Source organism: Kibdelosporangium phytohabitans, from assembly GCF_001302585.1.
In the GTDB taxonomy this organism is placed as follows: Bacteria; Actinomycetota; Actinomycetes; order Mycobacteriales; family Pseudonocardiaceae; genus Kibdelosporangium; species Kibdelosporangium phytohabitans.
In genome coordinates this window covers 8,042,358-8,057,866 of sequence record NZ_CP012752.1, presented here as the reverse complement: position 1 = coordinate 8,057,866, position 15,509 = coordinate 8,042,358, and the positions used below count along the sequence as shown (strand labels likewise).

At 68.1% G+C, this 15,509-nt stretch carries 14 protein-coding genes; 7 read left to right on the top strand and 7 right to left on the bottom strand.

What is annotated here, in order from left to right; genetic code table 11:
• From opcA to tkt, 5 genes are read right to left on the bottom strand one after another with little or no spacing between them, the layout of a single operon-like run.
• Window positions 1-945: a glucose-6-phosphate dehydrogenase assembly protein OpcA gene (gene opcA, locus AOZ06_RS36320; protein ID WP_054297179.1), complete on the bottom strand. Its 945-nt coding sequence runs from the start codon at window positions 943-945 to the stop codon at window positions 1-3.
• A complete protein-coding gene (zwf, locus tag AOZ06_RS36315; RefSeq protein WP_054293513.1) occupies window positions 942-2,468 on the bottom strand; it encodes a glucose-6-phosphate dehydrogenase in 1,527 nt (508 codons plus the stop codon). The genes opcA and zwf overlap by 4 nt, the downstream gene beginning before the upstream one ends.
• A complete protein-coding gene (locus tag AOZ06_RS36310; protein WP_054293512.1) occupies window positions 2,465-4,072 on the bottom strand; it encodes a glucose-6-phosphate isomerase in 1,608 nt (535 codons plus the stop codon). The genes zwf and AOZ06_RS36310 overlap by 4 nt, the downstream gene beginning before the upstream one ends.
• A gap of 9 nt (window positions 4,073-4,081) precedes the next feature.
• Window positions 4,082-5,194: a transaldolase gene (gene tal / locus AOZ06_RS36305; RefSeq protein ID WP_054293511.1), complete on the bottom strand. Its 1,113-nt coding sequence runs from the start codon at window positions 5,192-5,194 to the stop codon at window positions 4,082-4,084.
• Window positions 5,191-7,287, bottom strand: coding sequence for a transketolase (tkt, locus tag AOZ06_RS36300; protein WP_054297178.1), 2,097 nt, complete (start codon window positions 7,285-7,287; stop codon window positions 5,191-5,193). Before tkt ends, tal begins: the two co-directional genes overlap by 4 nt.
• A gap of 306 nt (window positions 7,288-7,593) precedes the next feature.
• On the opposite strand from tkt, the gene AOZ06_RS36295 reads away from it, so the two are divergent.
• From AOZ06_RS36295 to AOZ06_RS36280, 4 genes are all read left to right on the top strand, one after another.
• Window positions 7,594-8,526 (top strand): heme o synthase, encoded by a 933-nt coding sequence (locus tag AOZ06_RS36295; protein ID WP_054293510.1) that lies wholly within the window; start codon window positions 7,594-7,596, stop codon window positions 8,524-8,526.
• A gap of 89 nt (window positions 8,527-8,615) precedes the next feature.
• Window positions 8,616-9,635 (top strand): PQQ-dependent sugar dehydrogenase, encoded by a 1,020-nt coding sequence (locus tag AOZ06_RS36290; protein ID WP_054293509.1) that lies wholly within the window; start codon window positions 8,616-8,618, stop codon window positions 9,633-9,635.
• 87 nt (window positions 9,636-9,722) lie between these two features.
• Window positions 9,723-10,487 (top strand): polysaccharide deacetylase family protein, encoded by a 765-nt coding sequence (locus AOZ06_RS36285; RefSeq protein ID WP_054293508.1) that lies wholly within the window; start codon window positions 9,723-9,725, stop codon window positions 10,485-10,487.
• A 20-nt stretch (window positions 10,488-10,507) separates the two neighbouring features.
• Complete coding sequence (locus tag AOZ06_RS36280) at window positions 10,508-10,975, top strand: nitroreductase family deazaflavin-dependent oxidoreductase (RefSeq protein WP_054293507.1); 468 nt, start codon at window positions 10,508-10,510, stop codon at window positions 10,973-10,975.
• A gap of 55 nt (window positions 10,976-11,030) precedes the next feature.
• On the opposite strand, the gene AOZ06_RS36275 is transcribed toward AOZ06_RS36280, so the two are convergent.
• Window positions 11,031-11,627, bottom strand: coding sequence for an FKBP-type peptidyl-prolyl cis-trans isomerase (locus AOZ06_RS36275; protein ID WP_054293506.1), 597 nt, complete (start codon window positions 11,625-11,627; stop codon window positions 11,031-11,033).
• Between the two features lie 242 nt (window positions 11,628-11,869).
• On the opposite strand from AOZ06_RS36275, the gene AOZ06_RS36270 reads away from it, so the two are divergent.
• From AOZ06_RS36270 to AOZ06_RS36260, 3 genes are all read left to right on the top strand, one after another.
• Entirely contained in the window at window positions 11,870-12,829 is a 960-nt protein-coding gene (locus AOZ06_RS36270) for a hypothetical protein (protein WP_054297177.1), read from the top strand.
• Between the two features lies 1 nt (window position 12,830).
• Window positions 12,831-13,457 carry a hypothetical protein gene (locus tag AOZ06_RS36265; protein WP_054293505.1) on the top strand — a complete coding sequence of 209 codons (627 nt, stop codon included), beginning with the start codon at window positions 12,831-12,833 and terminating at the stop codon, window positions 13,455-13,457.
• A 127-nt stretch (window positions 13,458-13,584) separates the two neighbouring features.
• Window positions 13,585-14,244: an HD domain-containing protein gene (locus tag AOZ06_RS36260; protein WP_054293504.1), complete on the top strand. Its 660-nt coding sequence runs from the start codon at window positions 13,585-13,587 to the stop codon at window positions 14,242-14,244.
• 286 nt (window positions 14,245-14,530) lie between these two features.
• On the opposite strand, the gene AOZ06_RS36255 is transcribed toward AOZ06_RS36260, so the two are convergent.
• Window positions 14,531-15,493, bottom strand: a complete 963-nt coding sequence (locus AOZ06_RS36255; protein ID WP_054297176.1) for a quinone oxidoreductase family protein — start codon at window positions 15,491-15,493, stop codon at window positions 14,531-14,533.
• Between the last annotated feature and the right edge of the window lie 16 nt (window positions 15,494-15,509).

Here is a 15,509-nt window from a genome sequence, read left to right as displayed (position 1 = left end):
CTAGGCCGGAGTGGCCTGCGTGACCTCCGCCTCGACCAGCGTGAGGCCTTCGAGCGTGGCCTCGTAGATCTCGTCGGGGTCGAGCCTGCGCAGCTCCTCCACCAGGCAGTCCTTCACGTTGCGGCGCGCCAGCGCCACGCGGCGGTCGGGCTGGCCCGGCTGGCGCAGCGTGCCGACCTTGCCGTCCAGCCTGGTCAGCTCGACCGGCCCGGACTTGCGTTCCAGCACCACCGAGTTGATCCCCGGCGCGTTCTTCTGCGCAGGCAGCCTGCGCACCGGGATCTTCAGGTACGCCGCCAGCCAGCCCGCCAGCAGGTCCGTCGACGGCGAGTCCGCCTCACCGGACACCGTCGCGCCGGTGATCTCCTCGTACGGCGGCAGATCCAGCGCCGCGGCCAGGTAGGCGCGCCACTGGGTCAGCCGCGTCCACGCCAGGTCCGTGTCACCGTCCGAATAGGACGAACGACGGCACGTCAGCGCCCGCACCGGGTCCTTGCCGGTCGCCGCGTCGGTGATCCTGCGGTGCGCCAGCTGACCGATCCGGTCCTCCGACGGCTTGTCCGGCGACTCGAACGGCCACCACGCCACCACCGGCGCGTCCGGCAGCAGCAACGGGATCACGCACGTGTCCCCGTGCTCCACCAGCTCGCCGTAGAGCCGCAGGACGATCACCTCGGACGCACCCGCGTCGCCGCCGACGCGGATCTGCGCGTCCAGCCGAGGCGCGGCCTCCCGCGCGCCCCGCGCCACCACGATCACGCGGCAGGGGTGCTCGCGGCTGGCCTCGTTGGCCGCCTCGATGGCTTCCTCGGTCTTCTCACCGTCGTCGGTGACGATCACCAGGGTGAGCACTCGGCCCAACGCGACCGCACCGCCCTGCTGGCGCAGTTCGACGATCTTGGCATTCACCTTCGCCGTGTTCGTCGTCGGCATGTCGATGATCACGGGTGCCTCCACGTGCGGCCGGTGCGGGCGAGCATCTTCTCCGCCGACGGCGGACCCCACTCACCCGGCGCGTACGGGTCCGGCTTGCCCTGCTTGGTCCAGTGCTCCAGGATCGGGTCGAGGATCTCCCACGACCGCTCGATCTCCCCGGCCACCGGGAACAGCGACGGCTCGCCGAGCAGCACGTCCAGGATCAGCCGCTCGTAGGCCTCCGGCGACGACTCGGTGAACGCCCTGCCGTAGCTGAAGTCCATCGTGACGTCGCGGACCTCCATCGTGGTCCCGGGCACCTTCGAGCCGAACCGGATGGTGATGCCCTCGTCGGGCTGGATCCGGATGACGACCGCGTTCTGCCCGAGCTCCTCGGTCGAGGTCTGGTCGAACGGCAGGTGCGGCGCCCGCTTGAACATCACCGCGATCTCGGTGACCCTGCGCCCCAGGCGTTTGCCGGTCCGCAGGTAGAACGGGACACCGGCCCAGCGCCGGGTGTTCACCTCGAGGGTGATCGCGGCGAACGTCTCGGTGGTGGAGTCCGGTGGGAAGCCTTCCTCCTCCAGCAGGCCGGGCACCTTCTTGCCGCCCTGCCAGCCACCGGTGTACTGACCGCGCGCGGTCGTCTCGCCGAACGGCTCGGCCGGTTTGGTCGCCGACAGGACCTTGATCCGCTCGGTCCGCAGCGACTGCGGCGAGAACGACACCGGGTCCTCGATCGTGGTGAACGCCATCAGCTGCAACAGGTGGTTCTGGATGACGTCACGCGCCGCGCCGATCCCGTCGTAGTACCCCGCGCGGCCACCGAGGCCGATGTCCTCGGCCATGGTGATCTGCACGTGGTCGACGTAGCTGGCGTTCCAGATGGGCTCGTACAGCTGGTTGGCGAACCGCAGCGCCAGGATGTTCTGCACGGTCTCCTTGCCGAGGTAGTGGTCGATGCGGAACACCGACTCCTCGGGGAAGACCTCGTTGACGATCCCGTTGAGCTCGCGCGCGCTCTCCAGGTCGTGCCCGAACGGCTTCTCGATCACCACGCGCCGCCAGCTCTCACCGTCCTGGTTGGCCAGTCCGGAGCGGGCGAGCTGCTTGCACACCACGGGGAACGCGGCCGGTGGGATGGACAGGTAGAACGCGTGGTTGCCGCCGGTGCCGCGTTCCTCGTCCAGTTCGCGGACGGTGTCGGCGAGCCGGTCGAACGCCTCGTCGTCGTCGAACGTGCCCTGCACGAACCGGATCCCCTCGGCCAGCCGGTCCCAGACCTCCTGGCGGAACGGGGTCCGCGCGTGCTCCTTGACCGCGTCGTAGACGACCTGGGCGAAGTCCTCGTTCTCCCAGTCGCGGCGGGCGAACCCGGTCAGCGCGAAGCCCGGCGGCAGCAGACCCCGGTTGGCCAGGTCGTAGATCGCCGGCATGAGTTTCTTGCGCGACAGGTCACCGGTGACCCCGAAGATCACCAGGCCGCACGGCCCGGCGATCCTCGGCAGCCGCTTGTCCCGCTCGTCGCGAAGCGGGTTCTGCCATTCACTCATGGCCGTTCTACCTCCTGCACGGCTTTCACGAGGTGGGCAAGACCCGCTGCCCGGTCGGTCAGGTGCAGCCGCAGCACCGGACGGCCGTGCTCCTTGAGCACCTGGCCGTCGCCCAGCGCCTGCGCCCGCTGCAGCACACCCAGCGTGTACGGCCGGTCAGGCACTTCGAGGTCGTCCTCGACCGCGCCGGTGAGCTGCAGGAAGACCCCGTTCTGGTGGCCGCCCTTGTGGTACTGCCCGGTCGAGTGCAGGAACCTCGGTCCCCAGCCGAAGGTCGTCTGGAAACCGGTGCGCCTGGCCAGCTCCGGCCTGAGCAGGGCTGCCGACGCGTCGTCCAGCCGGTCCAGGTACGCCTGCACCGAGACGTAGCCGAACTCCGGCACCGAGGCCACGAACGACCGCAGCACCTCGGGCAGCGAAGTGCCCTCGAAGTGGCCGTACACCTCGACCGGGCCGTCCACAAGGGACGGCTTCTCGGCGTCGCCGGAACCGGTCGGCTGGTCGAGCAGCGCACGGGCGGCCTTCTTGGCGGCCTCCACGTCCGGCTGGTCGAACGGGTTGATGCCCAGCAGCCGCCCGGCGACCGCGGTCGCGTACTCCCACAACAGGAACAGCCCACCGAGCGAGCCCGACGTCGAGACGCGGGCGGCACCGGCCGGGGTGCCGATCGCGGTCGCGGTGGCGTCGTCGCCCGCGTCGGCGAAGCCGGGCGCGTCGGTGCCTTCCGTCGCCACGGGCAGCAGGCCCGTGCCCTGCTTGCCGGTCGACTCGGCGATCAGCTGCTCCACCCAGTCGGGGAAGCCCTTCACACTCGTGTCGGTGTCGGCGAAGACGACCTTCTCGGCGCCTTCCGAGTGCCGCACGCCCAACGCGGCGCCCAGCACCAGCCCGGCGTTGGTGTCCTCGTCCTTGGCCAGCACCGACGCCGCGGCCGACGCCTCGTCCAGCAGCGTGGCGATGTCCGCGCCGGCCAGACCGGACGGCACCAGGCCGAACGCGGTCAGCGCGGAGTACCGGCCGCCCACGTTCGGGTCGGCCAGGAACACCTTGCGGTAGCCCGCCTGGCCGGCGAGCTCCTCGAACGGCGAACCGGGGTCGGTGACGACGACGATCCGGGACGCGGCGTCGATGCCCTGTGCGGCGAACGCCTTCTCGAAGATCCGGCGGTGGCTGTCGGTCTCGACCGTGCCGCCGGACTTCGACGACACGACGAGCACGGTCCTGGTCAGGTCACCGGCCAGTGCGTCGGCGACCTGCGCGGGGTCGGTGGTGTCCAGCACGACCAACGGCACGCCCGCGGTCGCGGTGATCACCTCCGGCGCCAGCGACGAGCCGCCCATCCCGGCCAGCACGACCCGGTCGACACCCTCGGAGTGCAGCTCGGCGCGCAGTGCGTCGATCTCCGCGAGCAACGGCCGGGACGTCTCGTGCAACGCGGTCCAGCCGAGGCGGATGGCCGCCTCGGACTGTGCGTCGGCGCCCCACAGCGTCGCGTCCTGTGCGGCGATCCGGCTGGCGACCTTGTCGGCCACCAGCGTCTCGACCAGCGTCGCGGTCTCGTCCGCGAGTTTGGCGTCGACGATGTCGACGGAGATCTCGATCATCGGGGAATCTCAGCCCTTTGCCTTGTTGAGTTGGCCCGACACGGTCTCCAGCAGCTCGGTCCACGACTTCTCGAACTTCTCGACACCCTCGGTCTCGAGCACCTCGAAGACGTCGTCGAGGTCGACGCCCACCCCGCTGAGCGCCTCGAACGCCTCAGCGGCCTGAGCGGCGGTCCCGGTGACCGTGTCACCGTCGATCTTGCCGTGATCGGCGACAGCCTGCAGGGTCTTCTCCGGCACGGTGTTGACCACGCCGGGCACGACCAGCTGGTCGACGTACCGCGTGTCGCTGTACGCCGGGTCCTTCACGCCGGTCGACGCCCACAGTGGACGCTGCGGCGTCGCGCCGTCCTTGGCCAGCTCGAGCCAGTCGTGGCCGGAGAACACCTCTTCGTAGGCGGCGTAGGCGAGGCGGGCGTTGGCGATCGCGGCCGTGCCGCGCAGCGCGGTGGCCTGCTCGGTACCGATCGCCTCGAGCCGCTTGTCCACCTCGGTGTCCACCCTGGACACGAAGAACGACGCGACGGACTGGATGCTCGCCAGGTCGTGCCCGTTGGCCTTGGCCTGCTTGAGACCCGACAGGTACGCGGCCATCACGCCGCGGTACCGCTCGACGGAGAAGATCAGCGTCACGTTCACGCTGATGCCCTCGGCGAGCGCCTTCGTGATCGCGGGCAGGCCCGCGGGCGTCGCCGGGATCTTGACCATGAGGTTCGGCCGGTCGACCGTCTTCCACAGGTCCTGCGCCTCGGCGATGGTCCGCTCGGTGTCGTTGGCCAGCCGCGGGTCGACCTCGATGGACACCCGGCCGTCGATCTTGTTCGACGCGGCGTACACGTCGCGGAACAGGTCGGCCGCGTTGCGCACGTCCGTCGTGGTGATCTCGCGGACGGTCGCGTCCACGTCGGCCCCGCGGGCGGCGAGCTCACGCACCTGCTCGTCGTACGCCTCGCCCTTGCTCAGCGCGCTGGCGAAGATCGTCGGGTTGGTCGTGACACCCACGACGTTCCAGTCCCGGATGAGTTCGGCCAGGTTGCCGGTGTTCAGGCGTTCCCTGGACAGGTCGTCCAGCCAGATGGACACGCCCGCGCCGGACAGCGCGGTCAGGTTTTCCTTCGTCACTTGCCTTCCTCCACTCGCTGCAGCGAGCGCCGTGCCGCGTCGACAACGGCCTCGGTCGTGAAACCGAACTCGCGGAACAAAGTCTGGTAATCGGCGGACGCGCCGTAGTGCTCGATCGAGACGGCCTCACCGGCACTGCCGATGAAGCGGTACCACGGCTGCGCGATGCCGGCCTCGACGGAGACACGAGCGCGGACCGACGGCGGGACGACCTGGTCGCGGTACGACTGGTCCTGCGCGTCGAACCACTCCACACTCGGCATCGAGACCACACGCGTTGCAACGCCGTCGGCCTCGAGGACCTTCCGCGCCTCGACCGCGATCTGCAGCTCCGAGCCTGTGGCGATGAGCACCACCCGGGGGTCCCCGTTCGCGGCGTCGGCAAGCACGTAACCGCCCTTGGCCACACCCTCGGCGTCGGTCCCTTCGAGCACCGGCAGGTTCTGCCTGGTCAGCGCGATCCCGATCGGGCCGTTCGGCCGCTCGATCGCGGCCTTCCACACGGCGGCCGTCTCGTTGGCGTCACCCGGACGGGCGACGGTCAGGCCGGGGATCGCGCGCAGCGCCGCGATGTGCTCGATCGGCTGGTGCGTCGGGCCGTCCTCGCCGAGCCCGATCGAGTCGTGCGTCCACACGTAGATCGCCGAGGTCTTCATCAGCGAACCGAGCCGGACCGCGGGCCGCATGTAGTCGCTGAACACCAGGAAGGTGCCACCGTACGGGCGGGTCGGGCCGTGCAGCGCGATGCCGTTGAGGATCGAGCCCATGGCGTGCTCGCGCACCCCGAAGTGCAGCGTGCGGCCGTACGGCTGGGCGTTCCACTCCTTGGTGGCGATCGAGGCCGGGCCGAACGAGTCCGCGCCCTTCATCGTGGTGTTGTTGCTCTCCGCCAGGTCGGCCGAGCCGCCCCACAGCTCCGGCAGCACGTCCGCGAGGGAGTTGAGCACCTCGTTGGATGCCTTGCGGGTGGCGATGCCCTTCGCGTCCGGCTCCCAGCTGGGCAGCTTGGCGTCCCAGCCCTCCGGCAGCTCACGGGCCACCAGGCGGTCGAACAGCTCCTTGCGCTCCGGGTTGGCCTTCGCCCACGCGTCGAACCTCGGCTGCCACTCGGCCTTGGCCTGCTCGCCGCGCTTGACCACCTCGCGGGCGTGCGCCAGCACCTCGGGCTCGACCACGAACTTCTTCGCCGGGTCGAAGCCGAGGATCTTCTTGACCTCGGCGACCTCGTCGTCACCCAGCGCGGCGCCGTGCGCCTTGCCGGTGTTCTGCTTGGTCGGGGCGGGGAAGCCGATGATCGTGCGGAGCAGGATGAACGAGGGGCGGCCGGTCTCGGCCTTCGCCGCGTCCAGCGCCTCGATGATGCCCGTGACGTTCTCGCCGCTCTCCACGACCTGGACGTGCCAGCCGTAGGACTCGTAGCGCTTGGCGGTGTCCTCCGACAGGGCGATCGCGGTGTCGTCCTCGATGGAGATCTTGTTGTCGTCGTAGATCACCGTCAGGTTGCCCAGCTGCTGGGTCCCGGCCAGCGACGACGCCTCGGAGGTCACGCCCTCCTCGATGTCGCCGTCGGAGGCGATCACGTAGATCTGGTGGTCGAACGGGCTCTCGCCCGGCGCGGCGTCCGGGTCGAACAGGCCGCGCTCGCGGCGGGCGGCCATCGCCATGCCGACCGCGGAGGCCAGGCCCTGGCCAAGTGGACCGGTCGTGATCTCCACGCCGCGGGTGTGGCCGTGCTCGGGGTGGCCGGGGGTCTTGGAACCCCACTTGCGCAGCTGCTCGATGTCCTCGATCTCCAGGCCGTACCCGGACAGGAACAGCTGCAGGTACAGCGTCAGGCTGGAGTGACCCGCCGACAGCACGAACCGGTCACGGCCGACCCAGTCGGCGTCGGCGGGGTCGTGCCGCATGGTGCGCTGGAACAACGTGTAGGCCACCGGTGCGAGGCTCATCGCGGTACCCGGGTGGCCGTTGCCCGCGTTCTGCACGGCCTCGGCGGCGAGCACGCGGATCGTGTCCACCGCCCGCTTGTCGAGGTCCGTCCAGTCGGCCGGTACGTTTGCCGTGGTCAGGCGGGTGATGTCGTCTACGGACACGGGCTTGTGCTCCCACTTTCCCTGCTCGTGCGGGAACACGTCTTGCCACGCGAAACGGTGTTCCCGCTGGTTTCCCTCGTCCCATGCCTCAGCGTAGTCATCCTTTCGGCCCTTGCGACCCGGACGCGGCTGGACAGGGGTGTGTTCTTCCTTCATTCACGGACAGGACCGTTCGGACGGTTCGACACACTCGTACCCGCCGCAGGTCTCCGTACGTAGCCCGTCTACTATTCCGATCCGTACCCGAACGTTTTCCATTCACACAAGGAGCGTCATGTCGCCGGTGTGCCTCGCGCAGGGAGCGCTGTGAGCATCACCGCTGACGCACCCACCGCCACCCCGCGACGCAGGTTCCAGGATGTCGTCCGTGCGTACATCGCGCTGACCAAGCCGCGCATCATCGAGCAGCTGCTCGTCACCACCATTCCCGCCATGCTGCTGGCTCAGCGCGGGATCCCGTCACCCTGGCTGGTACTGGCCACGCTGGTCGGCGGCACGTTGGCGGCAGGCAGCGCCGGTGCGCTGAACTGCGTCGTCGACGCCGACATCGACGCGGTGATGAAGCGCACCAGCGCGCGGCCCCTGGTCAAGCACGAGGTGCCGGTTCGCAACGCGCTGGTCTTCGGCGTCGTCCTCGGCGTGGTGTCCTGTGGATTCCTGTGGCTGACCACGAACTGGGTGGCCGCGGTGTTGTGCGTCGGCGCGATCCTGTTCTACGTGCTCGTGTACACGATGCTGCTCAAGCGTCGTACCTCACAGAACATCGTCTGGGGTGGCATCGCGGGATGCATGCCCGTGGTGATCGGCTGGGCGGCGGTCACCGGTGACGTCGGCTGGCCCGCGTTCGTCCTGTTCGGCGTGATCTTCTTCTGGACGCCGCCGCACTCGTGGGCGCTGGCGATGAAGTTCCGCGACGACTACGCCAAGGCCGGTGTGCCGATGCTGCCCGCGGTGGCCACACCGCGCCAGGTGTCGTTCCGGATCGTGCTCTACTCGTGGGCGATGGTGCTGTGCGGGCTGCTGCTCGTGCCCGCGACGAGCTGGATCTACGCGCTGTCGGCCGTGGTTCTCGGGGCGGTCTTCCTCACCGCCGTGCACAAGCTGCACAACGTGTACCGGCGTGGTGGCGAGACCAACCCGATGAAGGTCTTCCACTTGTCCAACACGTACCTGTGCGCGGTGTTCGTGATGGTCGCGGTGGATTCCGCGATCGGCCTGCCAGTGACCAGCCTTTTCTGATCCAGCCGAAAGTCTGTTCCCAAACAATGTGATCGTTGCGACATCATTGGTCTGTACCTCTGACCCTGCAGTCAAGGAGGACAGCGCCAATGAAGGTTCGTACAAGCCTGGTCATCACCGCGACGGTGTTGACCGGGCTTTCTGTTTCCGCGGCTCCCGCACAGGCGGCGACGACCGTGGTGGCCTCCCAACTGGCAGTGCCGTGGGGCCTCGGCTTCGCGCCCGACGGCTCCGCCCTGTTCACCGAACGCAACACCGCCAGAATCCGCCAGATGAGCACGACCGGCGCCGTGACCAACATCCAGACGGTCCCCGGCGTCAGCGCGCAAGGTGAAGGCGGCCTGCTCGGCCTCGCGGTGTCCCCGCAGTTCGCGCAGGACCGGACCGTGTTCATCTACTACACGACCTCGTCGGACAACCGGATCGCACGCGTGGTGCTCGGGCAGACGCCCCAGCCGATCGTGACCGGGATCCCCCGGGCGAGCATCCACAACGGCGGACGGCTCGCGTTCGGCCCGGACGGTTTCCTCTACGCCGGCACGGGTGACGCGGGCAACTCCGCCAACGCCCAGAACCGCAACTCGCTCGGCGGCAAGATCCTGCGGATGACAACGGCCGGGCAGCCCGCGCCGGGCAACCCGTTCAACTCGCTCGTGTACTCGTACGGCCACCGCAACGTCCAGGGCCTGACCTGGTCGGCCGACGGCAGGCTGTTCTCGGCCGAACTCGGCCAGAACACCTGGGACGAGCTGAACCAGATCAGGTCGGGCGCCAACTACGGCTGGCCGACGTGCGAGGGTCGCTGCGGCAACCCGAGCTTCGTCGACCCGCTGCAGGTGTGGTCGACGTCGCAGGCGTCCCCGAGCGGCATCGCCTTCTACAAGAACAACCTGTACATGGCCGGCCTGCGTGGTCAGCGGCTGTGGCTGATCCCGGTGACCAACACCGGTGTCGGCACGCCGCGTGCGCTGTACCAGGGGCAGTTCGGGCGGATCCGGACCCCGGTCGCCGGGCCGGACGGCAACTTGTACTTCACCACCAGCAACCGCGACGGCCGCGGCTCGCCGGTCGCGGCCGACGACCGGATCGTCAGGAGTGATGGAGCTTAAGGAGCCTAAGCAACTAATCGGCACCCTCGGGCGTCTATTTTGGTAGAGGCCGATTTCCTTGCGGGGAAGGAAAAGCGAGGGTAAAGAATGCGGAAGAAGCTGGTCATGGCCGTCGCGCTCGGTGTGGCGGCGGTCATGACAGCCAGTTGCTCGGGGACGCGGACACAGGCACAGAATCCGTCCACAGTGCACGCCCAGGCGCGTCCGTCACCCGACACGCCAACGAACACGCCCACCAGCCCGCCTGCCGAGAAGGTGACCGCACCGGCCACGGTCGACGGTCTGGTGCCGGTGGTCCGCAAGATCCAGACGGACAAACCGTACGTGTTCATCACCATCGACGACGGCGCGGTGAAGGACCCGGCGGCGCTGCAGCTGATCAGGGACTCCGGTGCGAAACCCACGTTGTTCCTGAACTCGAAGTACTTCAAGGGCAGCGAGGAGTACTTCAAGTCGCTGCAGGGCACGGGCATCGAGATCAACAACCACACGATGACCCACCCGAACCTGAAGGGCAAGCCGTACGAGCTCCAGCACCAGGAGATCTGCGGCGATTCGGACGCGATCCAGCAGGCGTTCGGCAAGCGGCCGACGCTGTTCCGGCCGCCGTTCGGCAACTACGACGACAACACGCGCAAGGCCGTCGCCGCGTGCGGGATGAAAGCGATCGTGCTGTGGACCGCGGCCGTCAACGACGGCGTGGTGCAGTTCCAGGCCGGCAGCAAGCTCAAGCCGGGCGACATCGTGCTGATGCACTTCCGGCACACGTTCAGCGCCGACTACCAGGCGTTCGTCGACCGGGCCGAACAGGACGGCCTGACGCCCGTGCCGCTGTGGGATTTCCTGGCCTGACCGGGGTAGGTTGAGCGGCCATGGAGTTGATGCGCAAGGCCGCCCGGTGGACAGCGGCCCAACCGTGGCTGACCAGGATCCGCCCAGCCGTCCTGCGCGTCGACAAGGTCCTGTACCGGCTGACCAAGGGACGTGTCACGCTGGTCGGGATCGCGGGCATGCCGTCGCTGATCCTGCGGGTCAGGGGCCGCAAGACCGGCACGCCGAGGGACGTCCCGCTGCTCTACGTGCCCGACGGCGACGACATCCTGCTCGTCGGCTCGAACTGGGGCGGCCCGGGGCATCCTGTGTGGACGCTCAACCTGGCGGCCAACCCGGACGCGACCGTGAACATCAAGGGCCGCACGCGCGCGGTGCGCGCCAGACTGCTGTCCGACGACGAACGCACGGACATCTGGCCGCACCTGGTCCGGACATGGCCCGCGTACGACACGTACCAGTCCAAGACGTCCCGCGACCTCAAGGTCTTCCGGCTCACACCCCGGTGAGGACGTGAAAACGCGCTCCCAGGCAGGCCTGGGAGCGCGTGTGTGTCCCAGTGCGTCAGCTGACCTGCTGGGCGTCGATCACGAACACCAGCGTCTCGTTGGGCTTGATGCCCTGGCCGCCGTCGCCGTACGCCTTGTCCGGCGGGATGATCAGCAGGCGGCGGCCGTTGGCCTTCAGGCCGATCAGACCCTCGTTCCAGCCCGTGATGACCCTGGCCTGGCCGACGTTCTGGACCGGGAACGGCTGGTCGCCGAAGTTGCCGTCCACCTCTTTATTGTCCGACCAGGTGATCAGCTGGTAGAAGACGGTCGCCGTGCTGCCGGCCTTGACCTCGGCTCCGGTGCCCGGCTTGAGGTCCTTGCTGACCAGTTTCTTCGGCGGCTGGCAGGTGGCCGGGATGGTGATCTTCGGCTTGGCGCCGAACTCGCCCTCGACCTTGACGTCGTCAGCGGTGCACTCGGGTCCCGTCGCGGTGCTGCCCTGGGCCGTCGTGGACGTCGCCTTCGGGGACGTCTTGGTCGGCGGCGGGGGAGTCGTCGAGGTGATGTTGAGGTTGCCCGCCGACGGCTGCTCGGAGTTGGCACAGGCGCTCAAGGTGGCAGCCGCCACCAGCGCCACGGAAACCATCGTGACCTTGCCTGCAATACGCATGCCGTCACCCTAGGCAACCGGGTCACACACTGGTTCCATCGGGTGCCCGGCTCGTCCGGATGCGGCGCACCGTGATCGGGAACATCCCCCGTTTTCCGGATTCCTCCTGCGCCGAGATGCGCGTACAGTAACTGCTCGCACCCAAACGGACACCCTACGCATTCGTCCGGTTGAGTGCCTCTCAAGGAGGTGACCCGGTGTCCGCGGACGCCAACGGCATCCGCAAGAATCCGATCCAGGAGATGTTCTGGACGAGGACCGGCTTGTTGCTCGCGGTCCTGCTGGTGATCTCGATCGGTAGCCTGTGGATATCCAGTGCGATGGACGCTGGTCTTTTCAAGAACCTGGTGACCGCGCTCGGTACCGGCTCAATGGTGTCGGCTATTGTCGGTTTCGGTCAGACGCTGATCACGGCGTCCGCGTCGCAGAAAGCACTCGTGACCCCGTTGATCGAGGAAAGCAAGCGGGCGTTGCGGGATTTGTCGGCCGAATACCGCGCGTTGAACAACGAGTTCTTCCCGACGCACGTCTTCGAGGCGAGCGCCGAGCCCGACCCGGAGTTCAACCGGCTGCTGATGGCCGACCTGAAAGCCAGCCGCCAGTACTTCTTCCGCGGCTTCTCCGGCAGGCACGCCGCCGCGAGACTGCTGCTGACCTCGTCCGAGTGGGAGCTGCGCACGGTCGTCGCCGACCCGAGGCAGCACTCGGCGATCAGCGGACGAGCCAGGTATCTGCTGCGCGGCGAAGGAGCGAGCGGTGATTACGACAAGATCCGCGCACAGCTGATCGACGAGATCTCGATCGGCCTGGTCGGATTGTTCCTCGCCCGAAGCCGGTGCACGTCGGTCGACATCGCGGTGATCGCGGAACCGCCGTTGGACCGGCTGGAGATCTTCGACGACAGCGTGTGGCTCACGCTGTACAGCGATGTCGGCGGCACGACATCCCTGTACCCGCGCTCACTGCGTTTCTCGGAGGGCTCGTTCATCTACGGCATGCAACGCGCCGAGTTCCAGCGCATGCGCGACACCCGTGCCGCCCAGAAATTCGTCATCACCCCGGACACGACTCGGCAGGAATTCCTTGCCCTGTTCGAGAAAATCACTGGAACGCCCCTTTCCGACGAGGGGTTCGCGGGCCTGGAGCGCCAGTTCCACGCCTTCCGCGAAGAATTCACCAAGGCCGCGGGGCTGGAGAACTGACATGCGAACGAGGTCTGCGCTGGCCGAACTGGCCGGCGAACTGCGCTCCGTCGACTCGGCGGACTGGTCCGCGGTGAGCGGCCGGTTCACCGAGTGGGCCTGCCGCGACGAGCTGCGCGACGAACTACGACACCACCTGCGGACCCTGTCCGGCGAGGTCGCCACCGCGGTGATCTCCCGGTCACGCGAGACCACGACGCACTTCGCGTGGTGCTTGCTCAACCAACCGGGCGACAAGTTCTCGTTCTGGCTGCACGAGTACAAGCCGCAGCGGGACTGGCGCATCGGGTACGCCGACTCGATCCACAACCACCGCTACCACTTCTGCACCACGATCCTGCGTGGATGCTATGTGCACGAACGGTTCGACGCCGAGATGGACGCCAACGGCCTGGTGATCAAGTCGGCCACGATGGTGCACAGCGGCGTGTGCGAGACGGGTGCGGCGGGCACGATGCTGTCCGAGCAGTTCCACCGCATCCCGAAGGCCGCGGACGGCACGATGACGTTCCTGGTGAAGTCGCGGCCGGTGCGCGGCTGGAGCCTGTCGTTCGACCCGGCCACCAGTGTCAGCCGCAGGCACGTGCCGGTCGAGGAACGCCTCGGCCACCTCGCCGACCGGCTGTGACGTGCCCGTTACGGCCTTTGTAGAAAGGTGCCAAAACCTGTCCTAGTGTCATCATGACTACCCTGATCAGGCGTCTCACCACCTACGATGCCCTCACTTGCGCGGGGGCTCGAGACGGGAGAGGCCGATGCTTGACCAGGAGCTGGGTTCCGTCAGCGACCTGGTGGTTGACCAGGTGGAAAGACGGGTGAAGCGGGTTTGCCAGCGGTTCGCGGCGAACCTGCCGTTCCACGGCTGGCACCACGTTCACTTCGTCCGGACCAAGGCAGGCGCGTTCGCACGTGCCAATGGGTCCGATGCGGCGGTTGTGGAAACCGCTGCACTGGTGCACGACCTGAACTACATCGTCAAACGCAACTCCGACGCCGCCGACGGCCGGGACCTGCGGATGCGGATCCTGGCCAAGTCCGGTGTCGACGAGCCGGTGGCCGAGTGGATCGACCGGATCGTCGTCGAGGCGGAGATGCGCACCCGGCACCGCGACATCTCGCTCGCCGCGCAGGCGCTGAGCGACGCGGACACGCTGTTCAAGGCGTTGCCCGTGACGCCGGTCGTGCTCGCGCACCGCTACCTCAGCGAGAACGGCATCACGCTGGGGCAGTTGGCTCAGAAGATCGTCGGGGAGCAGCAGGGCAAGCAGGACGAGGGCTTCTACTTCTACAGCGAGGAAGCCAAGGGGATGTACTCCCGGTGGGCCACGGCGAATCTCGAGCTCTGGCAGTGCGTGGTCGAGGCTCTTGACGATCCTTCCGTCGGGGAGCTTCTCGACGCCGTCCAGAGCCGGTAGCCGTCCCCGGGCTGCCTGTGGTTGCTCGGTATACGTCGGCGCCGATTTGACATGGAGCCTCCGGGGCGGCAGCGGAGAGCTTCGAAAGGGGAGCCCCGCCCGATATCCACGCTTACGCTCATGCGTGTGCCTGCGGGACTCTCCTCGCTGGCCAGCTCACGGCCGCCCCGATCCAGGTAAGATCGGCGCCTCTGCCAAGTCGTCTTCGGCTTGGCTGCCTGTTGCTTGCTGCTTGCTGTCTTTGGCTGTCTGCTGTTTTTGACTCGTGCTGTTTTGGCTTGGGGTGTCAGGGGATCAGCAGGAGTTTGCCGGTTGTCTTGCGGCCTTGCAGGTCTTCGTGTGCTTTGCGGGCTTCGCTGAGTGGGTAGCGGCCGCCGATGCGCACCGAGAGCGCTCCGGATCGCACTGCGTCGAACAGTTCACCGGTTCGCCAGGTGATCTCTTCCGGGCTGGAGAAGTCACGGCTCGTCGGGCGGGTCAGGTACACCGAGCCCTGCTGGTTGAGGCGCTGCGGGTCCACCGGCGGCACCGGGCCGCTGGCCGCGCCGTAGAGGACCATGTAGCCGCGGCGCCGGACGCTGGCGAGGCTGGCGTCGAAGGTCGTCCTGCCCACGCCGTCGTAGACCGCGGCCATGCCCTCGCCGCCGGTGAACTCGCGGGCGTGCTTGTCGAAGTCCTCGTAGCCGACGACTTCGTCCGCTCCTGCTTCCCTGGCCAGTTGTTCCTTCTCCGGCGTCGACACCGTCGCCAGCACTCGTGCGCCGCGTGCCTTGGCCAGTTGCACCAGGAGCAGTCCGACTCCGCCCGCCGCCGCGTGCACGAGGATCGGGTCGTCCTTCTGCACCGCGTAGGTCGACGCGACCAGGTAGTGGGCGGTCACGCCTTGCAGGAGCAACGCGGCTGCCACGTCCGTGTCGACGCCGTCCGGTACGGGGATCGCGGACTCGGCGGGGAGCACGAGTTTCTCCGCGTAGCTGCCCTGCACGGTGTACCAGGCGACGCGGTCACCGATCTTGTGATCGGTGACGCCGGGGCCCACGTCGGTCACGATCCCCGCGCCTTCCGCTCCGATCCCGATCGGGGTGGGCAGGGGGTACAGGCCTGAGCGGTGGTACGTGTCGATGTAGTTCACGCCCGCGGCGAGCACGTTCACGGCCACCTCGCCCGCGCCCGGCGCCGCGACGTCCACATCGTCCAGTTCGAGCGCTTCGGGACCGCCGGTCTGGTGTACGCGCACTGCTTTCGGCACGCCGCCTCCTCGTAGT

Excerpts from the sequence above, each read along its gene's own strand:
- zwf (WP_054293513.1), bottom strand. The coding sequence starts at position 2,468 with ATGAGTGAATGGCAGAACCCGCTTCGCGACGAGCGGGACAAGCGGCTG.
- AOZ06_RS36310 (WP_054293512.1), bottom strand. The coding sequence starts at position 4,072 with ATGATCGAGATCTCCGTCGACATCGTCGACGCCAAACTCGCGGACGAG.
- AOZ06_RS36290 (WP_054293509.1), top strand. The coding sequence starts at position 8,616 with ATGAAGGTTCGTACAAGCCTGGTCATCACCGCGACGGTGTTGACCGGG.
- AOZ06_RS36285 (WP_054293508.1), top strand. The coding sequence starts at position 9,723 with ATGCGGAAGAAGCTGGTCATGGCCGTCGCGCTCGGTGTGGCGGCGGTC.
- AOZ06_RS36280 (WP_054293507.1), top strand. The coding sequence starts at position 10,508 with ATGGAGTTGATGCGCAAGGCCGCCCGGTGGACAGCGGCCCAACCGTGG.
- AOZ06_RS36275 (WP_054293506.1), bottom strand. The coding sequence starts at position 11,627 with ATGCGTATTGCAGGCAAGGTCACGATGGTTTCCGTGGCGCTGGTGGCG.
- AOZ06_RS36270 (WP_054297177.1), top strand. The coding sequence starts at position 11,870 with ATGTTCTGGACGAGGACCGGCTTGTTGCTCGCGGTCCTGCTGGTGATC.
- AOZ06_RS36265 (WP_054293505.1), top strand. The coding sequence starts at position 12,831 with ATGCGAACGAGGTCTGCGCTGGCCGAACTGGCCGGCGAACTGCGCTCC.
- AOZ06_RS36260 (WP_054293504.1), top strand. The coding sequence starts at position 13,585 with ATGCTTGACCAGGAGCTGGGTTCCGTCAGCGACCTGGTGGTTGACCAG.